Below are 20,206 nucleotides of genomic sequence, written 5' to 3'. Positions count from 1 at the left end.
ATTTTAAGATCCTTTGGCTGACGAGCAAATTATTTTGAATTCGTCGACTTTTAAACTAGCACCACCGATAAGACCACCGTCAATATCAGTTTGTGCAAATAATTCTTCACAGTTCGCAGCGTTTACGCTACCACCATATAACAATGGCACTTTATTCGCGATTAATTCATTAGCATTTGCTAAGAATTGGCGGATAAATAAGTGTGTTGCTTGTGCCATTTCAGGTGATGCTGTTTTTCCTGTACCAATTGCCCATACAGGCTCGTAAGCAATAACAACATCAAGAAATTTTTCAATACCAATTTCATCAATTACTGGCTGTAATTGTGAAGCTAATATTGTATCAGTTTGTTCAGCGCTTCTTTCGTCCTCGCTTTCGCCTATACATAAAATAGGTGTTAAACCAGCGTTAAGCACTGCTTTAACTTTATGAGCGACTTGCGTACTTGTTTCTTTGTAGATACTTCGGCGTTCAGAGTGGCCTACAATAACATAGTTTACAGAAACTTCATTGAGCATATCTGTTGATACTTCACCAGTATATGCACCGCTTTTGTGTTCACTTACATTTTGTGCACCCAAATGGATGTTAGCTTGTAAATTTTCACTTTTAGCATTCAATGCGAAAGCTGATAAAAAAGGAGTAGGCGGACAAACAACAACATTAACATTTTCAGCTAGTTTGACACTATTTAATCCTGAAATCATTTCTTTTATAAGCGGCAAACTTCCGTTCATTTTCCAGTTTGCTGCGACTATTGCTTGTCTTTTCATTTATCTTTCCTAATTAAAGCGGCGAGATATTAACTAACCTAGGAACAAGATACAAGTGTTTAACTTAATATCTTGTTCATTTGCTTATTATTCAACCGTCTTGGTAGTATTTTCGCTAACAAGCGGTTTTTACAGCATCGGCAATGATATTCGCTAAATCGGTAACTTCGGTTAATTCAGGTCCTTCAACCATCACACGGATCAAAGGCTCTGTTCCAGATTTACGCAATAAAACTCGCCCACGACCAGAAAGTTTTTCATTAACATTATGAACAGCAGACACGACATTCTGTGCGGTTAGCGGGTCATTATCACCTGTAAACTTAACATTAACTAAAACTTGCGGTAGTTTTGTCATACCTTGACGAAGTTCATGCAATGTTTTATCGCCACTACAAACAGCCGTTAATACGTTTAACGCCGCTATAATGCCATCACCTGTAGAAGTATTTTTTAAATTAATGACGTGACCTGAGTTTTCTGCGCCCAATTGCCAGCCTTTTTTATTAAGCATTTCGGTAACATAGCGGTCACCTACTTTACTACGAGCAAAAGGTATCCCCATGTCGGCTAGTGCTATTTCTAACCCCATATTACTCATTAAGGTACCCACAACACCACCACTAATGACACCACTTTGTAAGTCGTTTGAAGCAATAACATAAACACATTCATCGCCATCAAGTACATAGCCGGTATGGTCAACCATCATCAAACGGTCACCATCGCCATCTAAAGCAATACCTAAATCAGCTTGATGCTCAACAACAGCCTTACTAATAGCATCCATTGACGTTGCGCCACATTGGTCATTGATATTAGTACCATTAGGAGAAGTGCCAATTTCAATCACTTGGGCACCTAGTTCACGAAAGACATTAGGTGCAATGTGATAAGTTGCCCCGTGAGCACAATCGACGACAATCTTGTAATTTTTTAATGAATATTGACTGGGAAAGTTACTTTTACAAAATTCAATATAACGACCCGCTGCATCTTCAATACGCGTTGCTTTACCTAATTTTGCAGATTCTACACAACCCATTTCTTTATCTAACTCAGCTTCAATAGCAAGTTCTACATCATCAGGTAACTTCTCACCATTTTGTGAGAAAAATTTGATACCGTTATCATAAAATGGATTATGCGAAGCACTTATAACAATACCTGCTTCAGCACGAAAGGTTTTGGTAAGATAAGCAATACCAGGTGTTGGCATTGGCCCCAATAAGCCAATATCAATACCCGCAGCAGAGAAACCAGCCTCTAAAGCAGACTCAAGCATATAGCCAGAAATACGGGTATCTTTACCAATTAATACTTTTTTAGTACCCTGTGCGGCAAGTACACGACCAGCGGCATAACCTAACTTCATCACGAATTCTGCGGTGATGGGGTATTGTCCTACAAGGCCTCTTACGCCATCAGTTCCAAAATATCTTCTTTCTGACATTTTATTTGTCCTTTATATTTACTTTTTTAGTATGTTTAATGATTATTTATTTATGTGGGTCGCTTGCAAAACTTTTAGCGCATCTACTGTTTCTTTTACATCGTGAACACGAATGATTTTCGCCCCTTGCTGAGCAGCAATAATTGCTGTAGCTAAGCTACCGGCTAATCGTTCATTAACGTCACGATTAAGCAGGGTTCCTATCATCGACTTTCTTGATAAACCGGCTAACAGTGGTAGATTAAAAGCGTGAAATTTATCCATGTTGGCCAATAAACTGTAATTTTGTTCTAACGATTTTCCAAATCCAAAACCGGGGTCTAAAATAAGCCGAGAAGCGCTAATACCAGCTTGTGTACAGGCTAAAATTCGTTGTTCAAAGAATGTTGATATGTCTGTAATTAAATGCTTATATTGAGGGTTGTGCTGCATTGTTCGTGGTAAACCTTGCATATGCATTAAACAAATAGCCACACTTTGATCTTGCGCTAACACATCTAGACAACCATCGTTTTGTAATGCTCGAACATCATTGATAATACCTGCGCCATGGGCAATTGCTTCTGCCATTACCGATGGTTTACTCGTATCGATAGAAACAACAACATTGAAACGTTTATTAATGGCTTTTAATACAGGGATAACGCGGCTTAACTCGTCTTTTTCAGTAACGTCTTTAGCCCCTGGGCGAGTTGACTCACCACCTATATCGATAATGGCGGCACCATCAGCTATCATTTGTTCAACTTGATTTAATGCCAAATCGATACGAGAGAATTTTCCCCCGTCAGAAAACGAGTCAGGGGTAACATTTAAAATGCCCATAACTTGCGGAGTTTCTATATCAAGGAGGTGTTGACCGCAACGTAGATTTTTCAACAAAATTTTTGCTCTTTATTATTCTTACTGTACAAAATTTTATTTTATAAAAAACAACTGACTGAAATAAAAGCAAATTAGTTTTTATAAAATAAAGCCTCGTTAATCGAGGCTTTATTTAGTAGGTATTACTCAGCAGATGCGTCACTAGGTTTGTCTAGATCCGGCGTTGCATCTTTTTTATCCGCTTTATCTTCTTTTTTATCAGAAGACGCATTATTATCCGCTTTTGGTGGCTTTTTTGAGTCAGAATGATTATCCCACTCAGCCATCGGTGGACGAACTTCTCTGCGTTCCATCAAGTCATCAATTTGTTTTGCATCAATTGTTTCATAATGCATTAACGCATCTTTCATTGACTCTAAAATATCACGGTTTTCATTTAATATTTTTTCTGCTCGTTGATAATTACGGTCAACAAATGCTTTGATTTCAATATCAATAGCTTGTGCCGTTTCATCAGACATATTCAACGATTTAGATGATGAACGACCTAAGAATACTTCACCCTCCTCTTCAGCAAATAACATTGGGCCCATTTTTTGTGAGAAACCCCATTGAGTTACCATTTTACGAGCAAGTTGCGTAGCACGTTCGATATCGTTCGATGCACCGGTAGACACTTTTTCAAAGCCATAAATCATTTCTTCTGCAATACGACCACCATAAAGTGATGAGATATTACTTTCTAAATGCTGTTTACTGTGGCTAAACCTGTCTTGCTCTGGTAAATACATCGTTACACCTAAAGCACGACCTCGAGGTATAATGCTGACCTTGTAAACGGGGTCATGATCTGGCACTAAACGACCAACAATAGCATGCCCTGCCTCATGGTAAGCTGTCATCGCTTTTTCTTCTTCGCTCATGACCATTGAACGACGTTCAGCACCCATTAAGATTTTGTCTTTCGCTTTTTCAAACTCATCCATTGATACCGTACGACGAGCAGAACGTGCAGCAAATAGAGCGGCTTCATTAACTAAGTTAGCTAAATCTGCACCTGACATACCCGGTGTACCTCTAGCAATAACTGATGCTTTAACATCGTCACCTAATGGAACTTTACGCATATGCACTTTAAGTATTTGTTCACGACCACGAATATCTGGCAAGCCAACCGTAACTTGGCGATCAAAACGTCCTGGACGCAACAATGCTGGATCTAATACATCTGGACGGTTAGTCGCGGCAATAACGATAACGCCTTCATTACCTTCAAAACCATCCATTTCTACTAACATTTGGTTAAGCGTTTGTTCACGTTCATCGTGTCCACCACCCATACCAGCGCCACGTTGGCGACCCACTGCATCAATTTCATCGATAAAGATAATACAAGGTGCTGATTTTTTAGCCTGCTCAAACATGTCACGCACACGAGATGCACCAACACCAACAAACATTTCAACAAAATCAGAACCTGAAATAGTGAAAAATGGTACTTTAGCTTCACCAGCAATAGCTTTAGCTAATAAAGTTTTACCTGTACCGGGTTGCCCAACAAGTAATACACCTGAAGGAATACGGCCACCGAGTTTCTGAAATTTAGTCGGTTCTTTCAAATAATCAACCAGCTCTGAGACTTCTTCTTTCGCTTCGTCACAACCTGCGACATCGGCAAAAGTTGTTTTAATTTGATCTTCGCTTAATAGTTTAGCTTTAGATTTTCCAAAAGACATCGCGCCTTTACCGCCACCACCTTGCATTTGGCGCATAAAGAATATCCACACTCCAATTAACAAAATCATTGGAAACCAAGAGACAAATATAGTAGTTAGAAAGCTAGTTTCTTCAGGTAATTCACCAGAAGCATTAACACCTTGTTTAACTAGGTCGTTAATTAAATCACGATCGAATCCGCCAGGAATAACAGTAACAAAGGCTTCGCCACTACGTTTTGTACCTTTGATAACACCGTTACGATCAACTTTAGCGTCACGAATCTGTCCTTGACGAACTTCAGTAATGAAACGTGTATAATCAATTTTTTGATCTGTATTGGTACTTGGAGTGAATCCTTGGAATACCGACATTAACACAACCGCTATTACCAACCATAAAATAAGATTTTTTGCCATATCGCTCAACTTAATGACCTCTTGTAACTTTGAATGAACTTTTACTTAACCATTAACTAGCACAGATAAATGGTTAGTTCTGAAATCAACCTAAAAATTTAAGCTGATATGATGTAATTTACTATAATTTATCGCTAGGAGCTATTTAAATCCGGTAGCAACTAAATAAACTTCTCGCGAACGTGCACGCGATGAATCTGGCTTGCGAGTTTTTACTGTCTTAAATGCACCTCGTAAATCTTGTATAAACTGCTCAAATCCAGCGCCTTGAAAGACTTTAACAACAAAAACGCCATTTTTCTTTAATACCTGGTTACACATATCTAATGCCAATTCGACAAGATACATACTTCTTGCTGCATCAGCACTTTCATTGCCTGTAAAGTTTGCAGCCATATCAGACATCACAACATCGATATCTTTGCCACCAATACGTGTTAGTAATGCATCAAGTACTGGCTCCTCTCTAAAATCACCTTGCAAGAAATCAACACCTGCAATGGGATCCATTGAAAGAATATCACAAGCGATGATTTGTCCGTTGTCACCTACTGCTTTAACAGCAAATTCAGACCAACCACCAGGTGCTGCACCTAAGTCGACAACTTTCATCCCTTTTTTGATCAACTTATCTTTATTGTTTATTTCTTCAATTTTAAAGTATGCCCTAGAGCGCACTCCGAGTTTTTGAGCCTTTTTTACGTACTCATCATCAAAATGCTCTTGCATCCAACGGGTACTACTATTACTTAATTTCTTTTTACTCATTAATATAACTTAATTAATTTGTTAATAATGCAAAACGATTTAACGTTTTATTAGTATTACAGACTAGATGGAGGTAAAATAGTATTAATTCAAGCTAACTTGTAACGAAAATTGTTAATGAGCCTAAATAAAAAACAAATACAGTATTTAAAAGGTCTTGCGCACCCATTGAAACCAGTGGTTTTATTGGGTAACAACGGCTTAACAGAGGCAGTAGTTGCCGAAATTGATTATTCTTTAAATCATCATGAATTAATCAAAATTAAAATCCCGACTGATGATCGCGATAGTAAAGCATTAATTGTTGAAGCTATTTGTCGTGAAACTGCATCGATTAAAGTTCAAGTTATTGGTAAAACGTTAATTATTTATCGCCAATCACCTGAAAAGAAAATAAGAGTACCGAAAATTTAATCGCTACATTCTTATATCAAAGAGCTTCGGCTCTTTTTTTATGTCTAAAATTTATCTTAATCAATTTTGGCTACAGGTACTACATTATTGACATCTAAATTAGCGAAGCCTAATATGGTGATTATCAAGGCCAGATGTTAAAAATACATAATTATGGCTATTTTAATCATTAAGGTTGATTACATGTTAAAAACGATACCGGAACTCATATCGGAAGTCCGACGCAGTATTCAAACGACTACTGCAAAAGATGCTTATTTATTACCACAAAAAAGCAGCTTATTCATTGATGTGCGTGAACCCCAAGAAGTTACCGATAGCCCTGTTCTAAATTCAATCAATGTACCACGTGGTATTCTAGAGATGAGTATTACAAACCACACCACTGACGAAAATCAGCACATTTATCTCCACTGTGCCACCGGTGGTCGTGCAAGCCTTGCTGCAGAGCAATTAACACGTTTAGGTTATAAAAATGTTTGGGCTATTATTTGCCCGCATAATGATGTGTGTACAGCACAAAAGAAAAGTTAACTCAGCAAAACTAACGATATTGCATTACCCAAAATAAAAAGGCGAGATAAAATTAATTATCTCGCCTTTTGCCCTTTATTAAAGGTAATTATATTGTCAGTTTTGCTTTATTTAACACTAAGATTTGTTCGCCAATACCACTGACATTTAACAAGTCTTCTACTGACATAAATTTTCCATTTTCATCTCGGTACTTGATGATTGCTTCAGCTTTTTTGACACCTATACCCTTCAATAAAGATAAGGTTTCAATGTCTGCATGGTTGATATCAATACGCTCATCAACTTGTTTCATATTTAGACTGAGATCGTTACTACGCGTATTTTCAGCAACACTTAATGAAGAAAAAATAAATATTAAGCAGGTCAGCAAAACTTTTGAAATTTTTATCATGATCCTTTCCTTTTGTTATCGTTTCCATTACGCCTCGAAAAATAAAAGTTAATATTTCATTAATGAGACGTTAATAGTTTTAGGATCGAATCTTGGTTTTGTCAATTAATCACAGTAAAAACTTTATGCTAACCCAGTGATGCGTTTATAGACTGTAAAACCTGCTGCGGATTCTCAGCTTGAGTAATCGGTCTGCCAATCACTAAATAATCAACGCCAACAGCAACCGCTTGCTCTGGTGTCATAATACGTTTTTGATCATCAGAGGCAGCACCTACAGGTCTTATTCCTGGTGTGACAAGTTTAAAATCCTGACCTAATGCTGATTTAAGAATTTTTGCTTCTTGTGCTGAGCAGACAACACCATCAAGGCCAGCTTCTTTTGTCAATTTTGCTAGCAGCATCACTTGCTCGGCTGGTGTTCGCGTAATACCTAAGCCGAGTAAGTCTTCTTTACTCATACTGGTTAAAACAGTGACAGCAATAAGTAATGGGGCTTTTTCACCATATTTTTCTAATGCTTGTTTAGCTTTACTCATCATTTCAAGACCACCGCTGGCATGAACATTAACCATCCACACCCCCATCTCTGCAGCAGCGGTTACCGCTTTTGCTACGGTGTTAGGAATATCATGAAACTTTAAATCTAAAAAGACATCGAAGCCACGACCCGTCAATTCTTTAACAAACGCAGGTCCAAAATGAGTAAACATTTCTTTGCCTACTTTCAACCGACAGTCGCTTGGATTAATTTTATCAACAAATGCTAATGCATCTTCTTTATTATCAAAGTCTAGGGCAACAACTACTTTTGCGTCATTCATACTCATTCCTTAATTCTTAATTCTTAATTCTTAATTCTTTAATAATTTTTGAGTTCAAAGTCCTAAGGTTCAAGAGCAAACAAAAAGCACGGAGCTGACGAAAGTCAGTGAGTACTTTTGAAGACGCTATTGAGTCTTAGGGCGAAGAAATATGAAATTATTCTCCTTCAAGGCCCCGCACTGGTTTTAACTGTTCCCAGTCATGACATGAGGGACAAGCCCAGTAATGTTTACTGCTATTAAAACCACAGGTTCTGCAACTATATCGAGGCTTTAAATTCAAATAGGCAGCGATTAATTCTTTAATCATATCTAAATTTTCAGTGTTATCTTTTTCGGTAGAGTTAACCATCTGCATTTTGATAAAGTGCTTAAAACCTTTAATGGTTGGGCGTTTTTTCAACGCAAGTAAAATAAATTCTTTCGCTTTTTCATTACCGTACTTAGCTTCAATATGACTCAAGTACTTAATTAGTGCACTTGAACCACCGGTTTCATCATAAACTTTTCTAATAAATTTAAAATATTCATCGTCAGCATCTAACTGATGATAACAATGTTGCATTTCATTAATAACATCAGGAAAAAATTCTTTATCTTGAAGGTAGATGTCTTGATAGCAACGACAGGCTTCATTATATTGTTGATGCTTTTCGTAAATTCGAGCTAATAACCAATTTGCACGACAAGAATTAGCATCATAAGCTAAAGCCAGTTCTAGTAGCTCAATCACCTCAATAAAGTTGTCTTCTTCTAAAGCTATTGTCGCCAATTCACAATAAAAATTGGCCAAATTATGAAGAAGTTTTTTATCTTTTGTTTTTACTATCGCTTTTTTATGACTAATACCTTTTGTCCAATCTTTCGTTGATTGATAAATTCGCATTAAATAATCAAGGGATTTTAAGCCATAGTGTTTTGATTTAAGGAGTTTTTCAAACATGGTTTCAGCGCGATCGTATAAACCGGCACTAAAAAAATCTTTACCTAACTCATAAGCAGCCTGTTGCTTGTCTTTAGCGGGTAAATGTTTTTGTCTGACTAAGTGCTCATGCACTTTTAAAGCACGGTCGAGCTCACCACGGCGGCGAAATAAATTAGCCATAGCAAAATGTGCTTCAACGGTATCATCCTCAACTTTAAGTGCCTCGAGTAAATAATCAATAGCTTTATCTTGTTGATTTGATAATAAATAATTTAAACCTGTAGAGTATTTTATCGATAAAGCTTGTTTAGCTGAATGATCATTTTGCTTAACACTATTACGGCCCATGAACCAACCATAGCCCATTGCAACAGGAAGTAATAAGAACAATAGTTCTAACATATAATTTTACACTGATTCTTTAGAAGATGACTTTTTAGGTTTTATCATTCGAACAAACTTCCATAATAATGCAAAGAGTAATCCAAGTACAAAGCCTAAAGTGGTAAATAAACTTACAGCCGCAGCAACTGATAATTCAGTTCGGGCGATGAGATAATTCAACGTTAACGTCTGCTCATTTTGACTACCAAAAATAAAAGCGATGACTAATAAGATGAAAAGTAAAAACGCTGTAATATAAATACGCACAATAAGTTACCTATGATGAAAATTAGATTAAAAAAAACGGCATACCATTATAGCATGCCGTTTTATTGATAATTTATCAATTACGCGATTGAAAGATTTACTCTTTCACGTAACTCTTTACCGGGTTTAAAATGAGGAACGTATTTACCTGCCAACTCAACGGATTCGCCAGTTTTAGGGTTACGTCCAACACGAGGAGCACGAAAGTGTAATGAAAAACTACCAAAACCACGAATTTCAATACGTTCACCTTTTGACAAGGTTTGCGCCATCATTTCTAAGATTTCTTTAATAGATTGTTCAACATCTTTCGCTGATAAATGACTTAATTTATCGGCTAATCTTTCAATAAGTTCAGACTTGGTCATTTGACCTCCTGTGTTCACTGGTTTGAAGTAGCTTCTTACCAATGGATTTTAAACGAAGAGAAGTGATATATTTCAAACACTTCTCACCTTCAAGTGACTAAATTAGTTTTTAGCGTTTTTAAACGCTGCAGCCATTGCACTTAAACCTGTTTCTTCAACTTGGTTTAGGTTATCCATAGCTTCACGCTCTTCTGCTTGGTCTTTAGCTTTGATTGATAAGCTAATAGCACGGTTCTTACGATCCACACCCATAAACTTAGTTTCAACACTATCACCAACTGATAATTCAGTTGACGCATCTTCGATACGCTCACTAGAAATATCAGATACACGTAAGTATCCTTCAACGCCTTCGGCTAATTCAATTTTAGCGCCTTTAGCATCTACTTCGATAACCTTACCTGTAACAATAGCACCTTTCTTAGTATCTGCAAGGTACTGATTAAACGGATCATCTTCAGTTTGTTTAACACCTAAAGAAATACGTTCGCGCTCTGGGTCAACTTGTAATACAACAGCTGAGATTTCATCGCCTTTCTTATATTCACGAACAGCTTCTTCGCCGCCAGCCCATGAAATATCAGATAAGTGAACAAGACCATCAATACCGCCGTCAAGACCAATAAAGATACCAAAGTCAGTAATTGACTTGATCTTACCTGATACTTTGTCGCCTTTGTTGAAGTTCTTAGCAAACTCTTCCCAAGGATTAGCGATACACTGTTTAAGGCCTAAAGAAATACGACGACGTTCTTCGTCAATTTCTAATACCATAACTTCAACCGTGTCACCTAAATTAACAACTTTAGATGGGTGGATGTTCTTGTTAGTCCAATCCATTTCAGAAACGTGAACTAAACCTTCAACGCCTTCTTGAATTTCAACAAAACAACCGTAGTCAGTTAAGTTAGTTACACGACCAGTAAGTTTAGCGCCTTCAGGGTAACGCTTAGCGATTGCTACCCATGGATCTTCACCTAACTGCTTCATGCCTAGAGATACACGAGTGCGCTCACGGTCAAATTTCAATACTTTAACTTGTATTTCATCACCAACATTTACGATTTCACTTGGGTGCTTAACACGCTTCCAAGCCATATCTGTAATGTGTAGTAAACCATCAATGCCGCCTAAGTCTACGAATGCGCCGTAGTCAGTAAGGTTCTTAACGATACCTTTAACTTCTAGGCCTTCAGCTAATGACTCTAACAATGCATCGCGTTCTACGCTGCTTTCAGATTCGATAACGGCACGACGAGAAACAACAACGTTATTACGCTTTTGATCAAGCTTAATAACTTTAAATTCTAATTCTTTGCCTTCAAGGTGAGTTGTATCGCGAATTGGGCGAACATCTACTAATGAACCCGGTAAGAAAGCACGAATATCGCTAACTTCAACCGTGAAACCACCTTTAACTTTACCGTTGATAACACCGATAACAGTTTCTTTTTCTTCGTATGCTTTTTCAAGCACTTGCCATGCTTCGTGACGTTTTGCGTCATCACGAGAAAGAATCGTTTCACCGAAACCGTCATCTGTAGCTTTAAGAGAAACGTCAACTTCATCACCAACGTTAACATCAACTTCGCCAGCGTTGTTTTTAAACTGGTTAATGTCAATAACACTTTCAGATTTAAGGCCAGCATCAACAATTACATTGTCTTTGTTTATGGCTACGATAGTACCCTTGATGATTGAACCAGGGCGTGTTTCGATTTCTTTTAAACTTTCTTCAAATAGTTGTGCGAAATTTTCAGTCATAACTTGCATATAAACTCAGTTATTAATCCAGTCAACATCATTGTTTCATGGGGTTATTAAATAGTTGCCCAGTGCATCCTTACAGTAGGCTATAGGTTGATTTTGAAGCTAATTAGCTTCGTTTACGTTAACTTACCATTGGCAAATGTTAAAATTTTAGTAACCACTTCATCAATAGAAAGGTCAGTAGAATCAACAATTAACGCACCTTCTGCTGGGATAAGTGGAGCGACCGTACGGGTCTCATCACGCTCATCACGCTGACGTATGTCATCCAGAAGGCGCCCGATTTTAACATCAAAGCCTTTGTCTTTCAACTGATTAAATCGTCGTTGTGCGCGTTCTTCGGCAGAAGCAGTTAAAAATATTTTAACTGGCGCATTGCTAAACACGACCGTACCCATGTCTCGTCCGTCAGCGACAAGCCCAGGCGCTACTTTAAAAGCACGTTGACGACGTAAAAGCGCTTCACGAACGCGAGGAAAAGCGGCTATTTTTGAAGCAATAGCGCCAACTTCTTCTGTACGTATACTGTTGCTAACATCTTCGCCTTCTAAAATGACTTTTCCATCACCTTTACTGGTTATTTCAAATTGCACATCTAAATGAGCAGCAATAGGGATCAGTGATTCTTCGTCTTCAAGCGTTAAATGATGATGCAACGTTGCGACTGCAAGCACACGATAAATAGCTCCGCTGTCAAGTAAGTGCCAGCCAAGTTGCTCTGCAACTAATCGTGCAACTGTGCCCTTACCTGCACCACTAGGTCCATCTATAGTTATTACCGGTATTTGTTCTATCATATTTTTATCTACACTAAAGCAAGTTAAAATTAAGTGAGTAACTTAATTTACGCTTGATTGAGTGTTAGTCCCACTTGGTTTGCTAAGGTGACAAAATTAGGGAACGAAGTCGCTACGTTGTCACACTCTAGAATTTTAATTTCACCAGTAGCTCGTAATGAGCTAATAGCAAAAGACATGGCAATACGGTGGTCATCATGACTATGAATAGTCCCTGATGTTAATTGCCCACCCACAATATCTATACCGTCGTCAAAAACGGTACAGTCAATCGTTAATTCTTTTAAGCCATCAGCCATAGCTTGGATGCGATCGCTTTCTTTTACTCTTAATTCTTCTGCGCCACGTAAACGTGTTGTACCTTTGGCACAGGCGGCAGCAATAAATATTGCAGGAAACTCATCGATAGCAAGAGGAACATCGCGTTCATTAATATCAATGCCTTTTAATTGTGATGATTTAACCACAACATCGGCGACAGGCTCTCCGCCAGCCATACGTTCATTGATGATACTCAAATCGCCATTCATTTGTTGCAAAATATTAATGGCACCTATGCGGGTTGGATTCATGCCGACATTGCGAATAATTAACTGTCCTTCTTTAGCAATTAAACCCGCCACCATAAAAAAGGTTGCCGATGAGATATCACCCGGTACTTGAATATCACAAGCCGTTAATTTATGTCCGCCTTCAATAGAGACTTTTTTACCTATAGCCGTATCTTCAACCGTCACTGGGTAACCAAAGGCGGTTAACATACGTTCAGTATGATCACGCGTAATACCTGGCTCTGTTACAGACGTGATACCGTCAGCATAAATACCAGCAAGAAGTACGCATGACTTGACTTGTGCGCTCGCCATGGGTAAGTCGTAATGAATCGCTTTTAAGGTTTGTCCTTCGCCAACACCTTGAGAAATAACTGGTGGCGTACCATTTTCTGCCGCAGAAATATCAGCCCCCATTAATTTTAATGGATCGACCACACGCCCCATTGGACGTTTATTTAAGGAGCTGTCACCCGACATTTGCCAAGCAAAATTTTGCCCAGCGAGCAACCCAGACATTAATCGTATTGTAGTACCTGAATTGCCAATATTTAATGCTTCATTTGGCGCAGTTAAACCACGTAAACCTTTACCATGAATAACAACATTTTGATTTTCGTCAGGACCTTCAATTTTTATGCCCATCGCTTTAAACGCATTCATCGTCGCTAAACAATCATCTCCGGGTAAAAAACCTGAAACATGCGTGATACCTTCAGCTAAAGAGCCGAACATAATAGAGCGATGCGAACATGACTTGTCACCCGGTACAATGATATCTCCGGATACTTTTCCGGCAAGGCCTGTGGTGATAGTTAATGTTTTTTTTGCTTGTGACATTTTTTTTCCATTAATTAATTTTTGTTTTATGGGTAAGGACATAACCTTACTTATTATTACTTGCTATTTTTAGCGGAAAAATCTTTCATAAAAGCAACCAAGGCTATTATACCCGCTAGCGGCATAGCGTTATAAATACTCGCACGCATGCCTCCTACTATACGATGGCCTTTTAATGCCATTAATCCTTGTGCTTCAGCTTGCTTGAGAAACTCACTATTTAACGTTTCATCCGTTAACCAAAACGGCACATTCATCAAACTGCGAAATTCTGCTTCAATATGATTTTGATAAAATTCACTATTATCGATATAACTATAGAGAAGCTCAGCTTTTTGTTTATTAATTTTTGAAATTTCTTTAACACCACCACGGCTTTTTAACCATTCAAAAACTAAACCCGCTAAATACCATGCATAAGTTGGTGGTGTGTTATGCATTGAGTTATTTTTAGCTAACAGATCATAATTCATAATTGAGGGGGTTGTTAATTGAGCATTACCTAATAAATCATTACGGACAATAACGATAGTTAGACCTGATGGACCAATGTTTTTTTGCGCGCCGGCATAAATAAGCCCAAATTTTCTCACATCAACTTCATGAGACAAAATGGTTGATGACATATCAGCAACAAGCGGCACACCATGAGTTTCTGGTATATCAAACATTTCGATACCATCAACTGTTTCATTTGGACAATAATGTACAAATGCAGCATTGGGGTTTAAACCCCATTCATCACTAGATAAAACATGCGTTTCGCCATTAACTTGACTCACAACATCAATACGGTTTATATCACCATAGTGTTCAGCTTCTGTTGCCGCAGACTTCGACCAAGAACCAGAAATAATATAATCAGCTGACTTACCTTCAGGTAATAAATTAAAAGGTACCGCAGAAAATTGGCCTCTACCGCCACCGTGACAAAACAGTACACTATAATTTTCAGGTATTGCCATTAAATCGCGTAAGTCAGCTTCGGCTTTTGCTGCCACCGCCATAAATTCTTTACTACGATGACTCAGTTCCATGACAGAACTACCCGTACCTTGCCAGTTGACGAATTCTGCTTGTGCCTTTTTCATAACCTCTACAGGTAACATGGCAGGACCAGCACAAAAGTTAAATATTTGAGACATATAACACAACACCTTCTATCAAAATTTTAAAAACGCTTGTCGATGCACTTGGTCAAACTATTTTAATTATTTTTATTGGCAACATCAATTTGGTCAGCATTCTTATTAGGCAAACTAAGACCGCTCATCAAATGGAAGTAACTCCTGCATTTACTTAATACCGTTCATCCTGAACATAACAGCAAATATGCTCCTGCATTTGCTTAATACCGTTCATCCTGAACATAACAGCAAATATGCTCCTGCATTTGCTTAATACCGTTCATCCTGAACATAAAAAGGGCGGTGATTAACCGCCCTTTAAACTCAGTCTTTAGCAGTAACTATTCGTTATCGCCTTCATTGAGCTCTTCATCATCAGCTTCTGTCGGCACTTCTGTCGAAGTACTTAACGTTTCTGTTGACTCAGAAGGCTCTTGTGCATTTTCATCTAAATCTTCTGGAACGTCTTCAATTTCATCAATACGTTGCAATGCAACGACATGCTCATCTTCAACGGTTCGAATAATACGAACGCCTTGGGTATTACGACCAATAACACTCACTTCATTAACACGGGTACGTACTAATGTACCGTTGTCAGTAATAAGCATAATTTCATCTAAGTCTTCAACTTGAACAGCACCAACTACAGGGCCATTTCGGTCGCTAACCTTGATAGAAACAACGCCTTTAGTGGCGCGACTTTTCGCTGGGTATTCGGTTAACGCCGTACGTTTACCAAAGCCATTTTCAGTTATCGTTAATATTGGTCCATCATTTACTGGCACAATAAGCGAAACAACTTTTTGATCGCCTTCTAACTTAATACCACGTACACCAGTACCGGTTCGCCCGATAGGTTTTAATGCCCAGCGTTCTTCACCTGTTTCAGGATCTAACTTGATTTCACCTGTTTCGCTATCACGAAGTTTTTCATTAAAACGAACAACTTTGCCCGCATCTGAAAACAACATAATATCATTGTAGCCATCGGTAATAGCAACACCAATTAAGGTATCGTCGTCACGTAAGTTAAGGGCTATGATACCGTTTGCACGTTGGTTTTTGTAAGCCGTTAGTGCTGTTTTCTTCACAGTACCTGATGCCGTTGCCATAATGATAAACTTGTCTTCTTCGTATTCACGTACCGGCAAAATTGCTGTAATACGTTCACCCGTATCAAGTGGTAAAATATTAACAATTGGACGTCCACGCGCAGTACGACTTGCTAATGGTAACTGGAATACTTTCAACCAATAAAGTTTACCGCGATCTGAGAAACACAAAATAGTATCGTGGGTATTAGCAATTAATAAACGTTCAATGAAATCTTCTTCTTTCATCTTAGTTGCTGCTTTGCCTTTACCACCACGGCGTTGTGCTTGATAGTCAGTTAGTACTTGATATTTAACGTAACCTTCATGTGATAAGGTTACGACTACATCTTCTTCTGTGATCAAGTCTTCCATCGATAAGTCATGCGAAGCGTTAGTAATTTCAGTGCGACGCGCATCACCAAACTCATCACGAATAGCTTCCAATTCTTCACGAATAATTTCCATTAAACGCTCAGGAGAACCTAGAATATGTAATAACTCAGCAATAATATCGAGTAATGCTTTGTATTCTGATAAGATTTTTTCGTGTTCTAAGCCCGTTAACTTATGCAAACGAAGATCTAATATTGCTTGCGCTTGTTGCATGGTTAAGAAGTATTGACCGTCTTGAATACCAAAACCTTCTTCAACCCATTCAGGACGTGCAGCGTCATCACCAGCAGCACTAAGCATTTCAGCAACATTGCCCAAATCCCAACCACGAGCAAGTAATTTTTCTTTTGCTTCGCTAGGTGTTGGTGAGTTTTTAATGAGCTCAATAATCGGGTCAATGTTGGCTAAAGCAATCGATAAACCTTCAAGTAAATGTGCGCGTTCTCGTGCTTTACGTAATTCAAAGATAGTACGACGAGTAACAACTTCACGACGGTGAAGTATAAACTCTTCAAGCATCTCTTTAATATTGAATAGTTTTGGTTGGCCATTCGTTAACGCCACCATATTCAAACCAAAAGAAACTTGCATTTGGGTGAGTTTGTACAAGTTATTTAAAACAACTTCGCCCACTTCACCACGTTTGATTTCAATAACCATACGCATGCCGTCTTTATCAGACTCGTCGCGAAGGGCTGAAATACCTTCAAGGCGTTTCTCTTTAACCAGCTCGGCCATTTTTTCAATTAAACGAGCTTTGTTCACTTGATAAGGTAATTCATGAACAACGATGGTTTCTTTACCGGTAGTTTCATGAACTTCAATATCAGCACGGGCGCGAATTTTAATTTTGCCACGGCCAGTGCGGTAAGCTTCTTCAATACCCGCGCGACCGCTGATAATACCTGCGGTAGGAAAATCAGGACCAGGTATGTATTCTAATATTTCTTCAAAGGTCAAATCACTATTTTCAATCAGCGCTAAACAACCGTTTATCACTTCTGTTAAATTGTGAGGAGGAATATTTGTTGCCATACCTACTGCGATACCTGAAGTACCATTCACTAATAAATTAGGAATACGCGTTGGCATAACAACCGGTATATGTTCTGTACCATCATAGTTAGGTACAAAATCTACAGTTTCTTTATCAAGATCGGCTAAAATAGCGTGCGCAATTTTAGACATTCTGATTTCGGTATAACGCATTGCAGCTGCAGAATCACCGTCAACCGAACCAAAGTTACCCTGACCATCAACGAGCATATAGCGTAATGAGAATGGCTGCGCCATACGTACGATAGTATCGTAAACAGCAGTGTCACCATGTGGGTGGTATTTACCTATTACATCACCAACAACACGTGCTGATTTTTTGTAAGGTTTATTGAAGTCATTACCGAGTACATTCATTGCGAATAATACGCGGCGATGAACAGGTTTTAAGCCGTCTCGTACATCTGGTAATGCACGGCCTACAATTACGCTCATGGCGTAATCTAGATAAGAATTTTTTAGCTCATCTTCAATATTGACGGGTACAACATTGTTTGACAAATCGGTCATAAGTCGATGGTATCCCTTAACTTAGCAAGAATTTTGAAAGTTTTTTCGAAATTATAATTATTAATTAACACAGCATACTATCATATTTTTAATGAGATGCCATACCGCTTTATTATCTTAAAAGTACTTAAAATGGTAGCACTGAAAAGTCATTAATTTCCAAGTGGTTATTTATTGTTCACCATTTTAACTCAACAGATATTATTGTGCTTTTTTTTGTTCAAATATACGGCGTTTTTCAATGGCTTTTTCAGTGATTGTTTTATCTAATATTCCCCCTTGTCCTAATAAAAAATAAATTTCCGCAATTACAAATAATGGTCCAATAAATAATTGGTTAATATCATCAAAAAATGCCGGTTTTGCTTTTTCGTAATGATGACCAATAAATTGAATCACCCAGCCAATAATAAAGACACTTATTGCAATAATAAGATGATGTTCTACTTTTACAACTTCATGAACACTCCACATTAACGGGCCAAACAAAATGAACGCCAATAACGCAAGAGGTAACGACAATATTAAATAATAAATAAACACAGCAATTGAAAGTATGGCGGCTAAAGTAAAGTTAACTTGTGCAACGCCTAAGTAGTTATTGATAAATAACGATTCTACTTCAAAGGATACACTGGCAAGTAATAAGGCAATTGACCAAATGATCATTGGCACACCAATAAAGTGCGTATGAATATTTTTTCTGTTTAAGTGAACGCTTTTATAGCTAGACAGTTGTTCTATTACTGATTTCATAATGACCTTTTAGGGTTTGTCGCATCGTATCTCTTAAGTGATAATTTATCTTTATAGCTCTTAAACTTCAAGATGCAATTACAGCCAATTTGGCGCCAAGTAACTATATCATCTTGCTTTTTACAACAGAACTAACGAAAAACCCTGCCAAAGCAGGGTTTTATTTGTCAACATAAAGTGAACGGGTTACCCCTTTCTTTAGATTATTTGGGTGTAGCTTGTAGATTTAACGTTAAGCCTGAGACTGCTGAATAACCATTTCCAGCCGTCAGCTCAGTTTTAACTTGATCATTTTTAAGGAGAATATCAGCTGATAAAATCAGTAATGGGTAAGGTAACCGCTATAGAAAAGGTATTGGTACGGCCTGTTTTGTCCACATTGAGTTATCCGCAAAAGCCTATAAATTAAGCGCTTTTGACTTGTGTAACTAACTGAGCTTTCAACACTAGGCGTAGCATTGGCTTTAGTTTAGAATTGCAGATAATAATTGATTAATATGATGAAAAATTAATGTCGACAACCATCAACGATAAAGCTGTTAACGTAAATGAAGAAGAAATCGCAAAATTTGAAAAGGTCGCCAGTCAGTGGTGGGATCTTGAGGGTGATTTCAAGCCATTACATCAAATAAACCCGCTTCGACGACAATTTATTTGTCAGCATGTCGGTGACATTTTTGGCAAAAAAATCATTGACGTTGGCTGTGGTGGCGGAATTTTAGCGGAGAGTTTAGCTAAGCTTGGTGGTGATGTTACCGGTATTGATCTCGGTGAAGAGCCATTAAATATAGCGAGACTACACGCATTGGAAAGTGGTTTAAACGTTGATTATCAAAAAATTCCTGCTGAAGAAAAAGCGAATCAACAACCTCAAACATACGATATTGTTACCTGTATGGAAATGCTTGAGCATGTGCCTGACCCTGCTTCAATCATTGGCGCTTGTGCACAAATGGTAAAACCAGGTGGTTATGTCTTCTTTTCTACACTCAATAAGTCAATAAAGTCTTATTTGCTTGCTATCGTTGCCGCAGAAAAAATACTTAAGATAGTGCCTAATGGTACACACGACCATAACAGTTTTATTCGCCCTGCTACATTAATAGGATGGGCTGAATCATTTGACCTTAAGTGTATTGATGCCGCGGGGATTCATTACAACCCGCTTACCCAAAACCATAAGCTTATTTCATCTCTTGATGTAAATTACATTCTTTGTTGTCAAAAAATTTAAGTAAAGGTAT

At 38.0% G+C, this 20,206-nt stretch carries 19 protein-coding genes; 3 read left to right on the top strand and 16 right to left on the bottom strand.

What is annotated here, in order from left to right:
• Positions 1-3: 3 nt before the first annotated feature.
• The 5 genes from tpiA to rlmE form a co-directional block, all read right to left on the bottom strand.
• A complete protein-coding gene (gene tpiA, locus H4J39_RS18805; protein ID WP_182229850.1) occupies positions 4-774 on the bottom strand; it encodes a triose-phosphate isomerase in 771 nt (256 codons plus the stop codon).
• Between the two features lie 115 nt (positions 775-889).
• Positions 890-2,227 (bottom strand): phosphoglucosamine mutase, encoded by a 1,338-nt coding sequence (gene glmM, locus H4J39_RS18800; protein WP_182229849.1) that lies wholly within the window; start codon positions 2,225-2,227, stop codon positions 890-892.
• A 42-nt stretch (positions 2,228-2,269) separates the two neighbouring features.
• Entirely contained in the window at positions 2,270-3,052 is a 783-nt protein-coding gene (gene folP / locus H4J39_RS18795) for a dihydropteroate synthase (RefSeq protein WP_182229876.1), read from the bottom strand.
• Positions 3,053-3,234: 182 nt separating this feature from the next.
• Complete coding sequence (gene ftsH, locus H4J39_RS18790) at positions 3,235-5,196, bottom strand: ATP-dependent zinc metalloprotease FtsH (protein ID WP_182229848.1); 1,962 nt, start codon at positions 5,194-5,196, stop codon at positions 3,235-3,237.
• A 132-nt stretch (positions 5,197-5,328) separates the two neighbouring features.
• Positions 5,329-5,955, bottom strand: a complete 627-nt coding sequence (rlmE, locus tag H4J39_RS18785; RefSeq protein ID WP_182229847.1) for a 23S rRNA (uridine(2552)-2'-O)-methyltransferase RlmE — start codon at positions 5,953-5,955, stop codon at positions 5,329-5,331.
• 117 nt (positions 5,956-6,072) lie between these two features.
• Between rlmE and yhbY the strand changes: the two genes are divergently transcribed.
• Together yhbY and H4J39_RS18775 are read left to right on the top strand one after the other, a co-directional pair.
• A complete protein-coding gene (gene yhbY / locus H4J39_RS18780) occupies positions 6,073-6,369 on the top strand; it encodes a ribosome assembly RNA-binding protein YhbY (protein WP_182181342.1) in 297 nt (98 codons plus the stop codon).
• Between the two features lie 183 nt (positions 6,370-6,552).
• The gene (locus H4J39_RS18775) at positions 6,553-6,903 is read left to right on the top strand and encodes a rhodanese-like domain-containing protein (RefSeq protein ID WP_182181343.1); all 351 of its coding nucleotides are present in this window, start codon (positions 6,553-6,555) and stop codon (positions 6,901-6,903) included.
• Positions 6,904-6,991: 88 nt separating this feature from the next.
• Here the strand turns inward: H4J39_RS18775 and H4J39_RS18770 are convergent, their stop codons facing one another.
• The 11 genes from H4J39_RS18770 to H4J39_RS18720 form a co-directional block, all read right to left on the bottom strand.
• On the bottom strand, positions 6,992-7,297 hold the full coding sequence (locus tag H4J39_RS18770; protein ID WP_182181344.1) for a helix-hairpin-helix domain-containing protein: 306 nt from the start codon (positions 7,295-7,297) through the stop codon (positions 6,992-6,994).
• Between the two features lie 128 nt (positions 7,298-7,425).
• Positions 7,426-8,127, bottom strand: coding sequence for an orotidine-5'-phosphate decarboxylase (gene pyrF, locus H4J39_RS18765; protein ID WP_182181345.1), 702 nt, complete (start codon positions 8,125-8,127; stop codon positions 7,426-7,428).
• 151 nt (positions 8,128-8,278) lie between these two features.
• Positions 8,279-9,448: a lipopolysaccharide assembly protein LapB gene (gene lapB, locus H4J39_RS18760; RefSeq protein ID WP_182229846.1), complete on the bottom strand. Its 1,170-nt coding sequence runs from the start codon at positions 9,446-9,448 to the stop codon at positions 8,279-8,281.
• 6 nt (positions 9,449-9,454) lie between these two features.
• The gene (locus H4J39_RS18755; RefSeq protein WP_182229845.1) at positions 9,455-9,697 is read right to left on the bottom strand and encodes a lipopolysaccharide assembly protein LapA domain-containing protein; all 243 of its coding nucleotides are present in this window, start codon (positions 9,695-9,697) and stop codon (positions 9,455-9,457) included.
• A gap of 80 nt (positions 9,698-9,777) precedes the next feature.
• Positions 9,778-10,083: an integration host factor subunit beta gene (gene ihfB, locus H4J39_RS18750; RefSeq protein WP_310649775.1), complete on the bottom strand. Its 306-nt coding sequence runs from the start codon at positions 10,081-10,083 to the stop codon at positions 9,778-9,780.
• Between the two features lie 84 nt (positions 10,084-10,167).
• Positions 10,168-11,829 (bottom strand): 30S ribosomal protein S1, encoded by a 1,662-nt coding sequence (gene rpsA, locus H4J39_RS18745; protein WP_182181349.1) that lies wholly within the window; start codon positions 11,827-11,829, stop codon positions 10,168-10,170.
• Positions 11,830-11,951: 122 nt separating this feature from the next.
• Positions 11,952-12,632 (bottom strand): (d)CMP kinase, encoded by a 681-nt coding sequence (cmk, locus tag H4J39_RS18740; RefSeq protein WP_182229843.1) that lies wholly within the window; start codon positions 12,630-12,632, stop codon positions 11,952-11,954.
• Positions 12,633-12,679: 47 nt separating this feature from the next.
• Positions 12,680-14,023, bottom strand: a complete 1,344-nt coding sequence (gene aroA, locus H4J39_RS18735) for a 3-phosphoshikimate 1-carboxyvinyltransferase (protein WP_259368886.1) — start codon at positions 14,021-14,023, stop codon at positions 12,680-12,682.
• A 56-nt stretch (positions 14,024-14,079) separates the two neighbouring features.
• Positions 14,080-15,168, bottom strand: coding sequence for a 3-phosphoserine/phosphohydroxythreonine transaminase (gene serC, locus H4J39_RS18730; RefSeq protein ID WP_182229841.1), 1,089 nt, complete (start codon positions 15,166-15,168; stop codon positions 14,080-14,082).
• A 323-nt stretch (positions 15,169-15,491) separates the two neighbouring features.
• Positions 15,492-18,206, bottom strand: a complete 2,715-nt coding sequence (gene gyrA / locus H4J39_RS18725) for a DNA topoisomerase (ATP-hydrolyzing) subunit A (protein ID WP_182229840.1) — start codon at positions 18,204-18,206, stop codon at positions 15,492-15,494.
• A 201-nt stretch (positions 18,207-18,407) separates the two neighbouring features.
• Positions 18,408-18,962, bottom strand: coding sequence for a DUF962 domain-containing protein (locus H4J39_RS18720; protein WP_182229839.1), 555 nt, complete (start codon positions 18,960-18,962; stop codon positions 18,408-18,410).
• Positions 18,963-19,473: 511 nt separating this feature from the next.
• Between H4J39_RS18720 and ubiG the strand changes: the two genes are divergently transcribed.
• Positions 19,474-20,196: a bifunctional 2-polyprenyl-6-hydroxyphenol methylase/3-demethylubiquinol 3-O-methyltransferase UbiG gene (gene ubiG / locus H4J39_RS18715; protein WP_182229838.1), complete on the top strand. Its 723-nt coding sequence runs from the start codon at positions 19,474-19,476 to the stop codon at positions 20,194-20,196.
• Positions 20,197-20,206 lie beyond the last annotated feature (10 nt).

Source organism: Colwellia sp. Bg11-12, from assembly GCF_014076955.1.
Classification (GTDB): domain Bacteria; phylum Pseudomonadota; class Gammaproteobacteria; order Enterobacterales; family Alteromonadaceae; genus Colwellia_A.
The sequence above is the reverse complement of the archived record's forward strand: the minus strand, read 5'-3'. Positions and strand labels throughout refer to the sequence as shown.

Bases quoted from the DNA above. Each gene is read 5' to 3' on its own strand.
- gyrA (WP_182229840.1), bottom strand. From the start codon at position 18,206: ATGACCGATTTGTCAAACAATGTTGTACCCGTCAATATTGAAGATGAG.
- H4J39_RS18770 (WP_182181344.1), bottom strand. From the start codon at position 7,297: ATGATAAAAATTTCAAAAGTTTTGCTGACCTGCTTAATATTTATTTTT.
- H4J39_RS18775 (WP_182181343.1), top strand. From the start codon at position 6,553: ATGTTAAAAACGATACCGGAACTCATATCGGAAGTCCGACGCAGTATT.
- H4J39_RS18720 (WP_182229839.1), bottom strand. From the start codon at position 18,962: ATGAAATCAGTAATAGAACAACTGTCTAGCTATAAAAGCGTTCACTTA.
- rlmE (WP_182229847.1), bottom strand. From the start codon at position 5,955: ATGAGTAAAAAGAAATTAAGTAATAGTAGTACCCGTTGGATGCAAGAG.
- pyrF (WP_182181345.1), bottom strand. From the start codon at position 8,127: ATGAGTATGAATGACGCAAAAGTAGTTGTTGCCCTAGACTTTGATAAT.
- folP (WP_182229876.1), bottom strand. From the start codon at position 3,052: ATGGGCATTTTAAATGTTACCCCTGACTCGTTTTCTGACGGGGGAAAA.
- tpiA (WP_182229850.1), bottom strand. From the start codon at position 774: ATGAAAAGACAAGCAATAGTCGCAGCAAACTGGAAAATGAACGGAAGT.
- ubiG (WP_182229838.1), top strand. From the start codon at position 19,474: ATGTCGACAACCATCAACGATAAAGCTGTTAACGTAAATGAAGAAGAA.
- glmM (WP_182229849.1), bottom strand. From the start codon at position 2,227: ATGTCAGAAAGAAGATATTTTGGAACTGATGGCGTAAGAGGCCTTGTA.
- serC (WP_182229841.1), bottom strand. From the start codon at position 15,168: ATGTCTCAAATATTTAACTTTTGTGCTGGTCCTGCCATGTTACCTGTA.
- yhbY (WP_182181342.1), top strand. From the start codon at position 6,073: ATGAGCCTAAATAAAAAACAAATACAGTATTTAAAAGGTCTTGCGCAC.
- rpsA (WP_182181349.1), bottom strand. From the start codon at position 11,829: ATGACTGAAAATTTCGCACAACTATTTGAAGAAAGTTTAAAAGAAATC.
- lapB (WP_182229846.1), bottom strand. From the start codon at position 9,448: ATGTTAGAACTATTGTTCTTATTACTTCCTGTTGCAATGGGCTATGGT.
- aroA (WP_259368886.1), bottom strand. From the start codon at position 14,023: ATGTCACAAGCAAAAAAAACATTAACTATCACCACAGGCCTTGCCGGA.
- cmk (WP_182229843.1), bottom strand. From the start codon at position 12,632: ATGATAGAACAAATACCGGTAATAACTATAGATGGACCTAGTGGTGCA.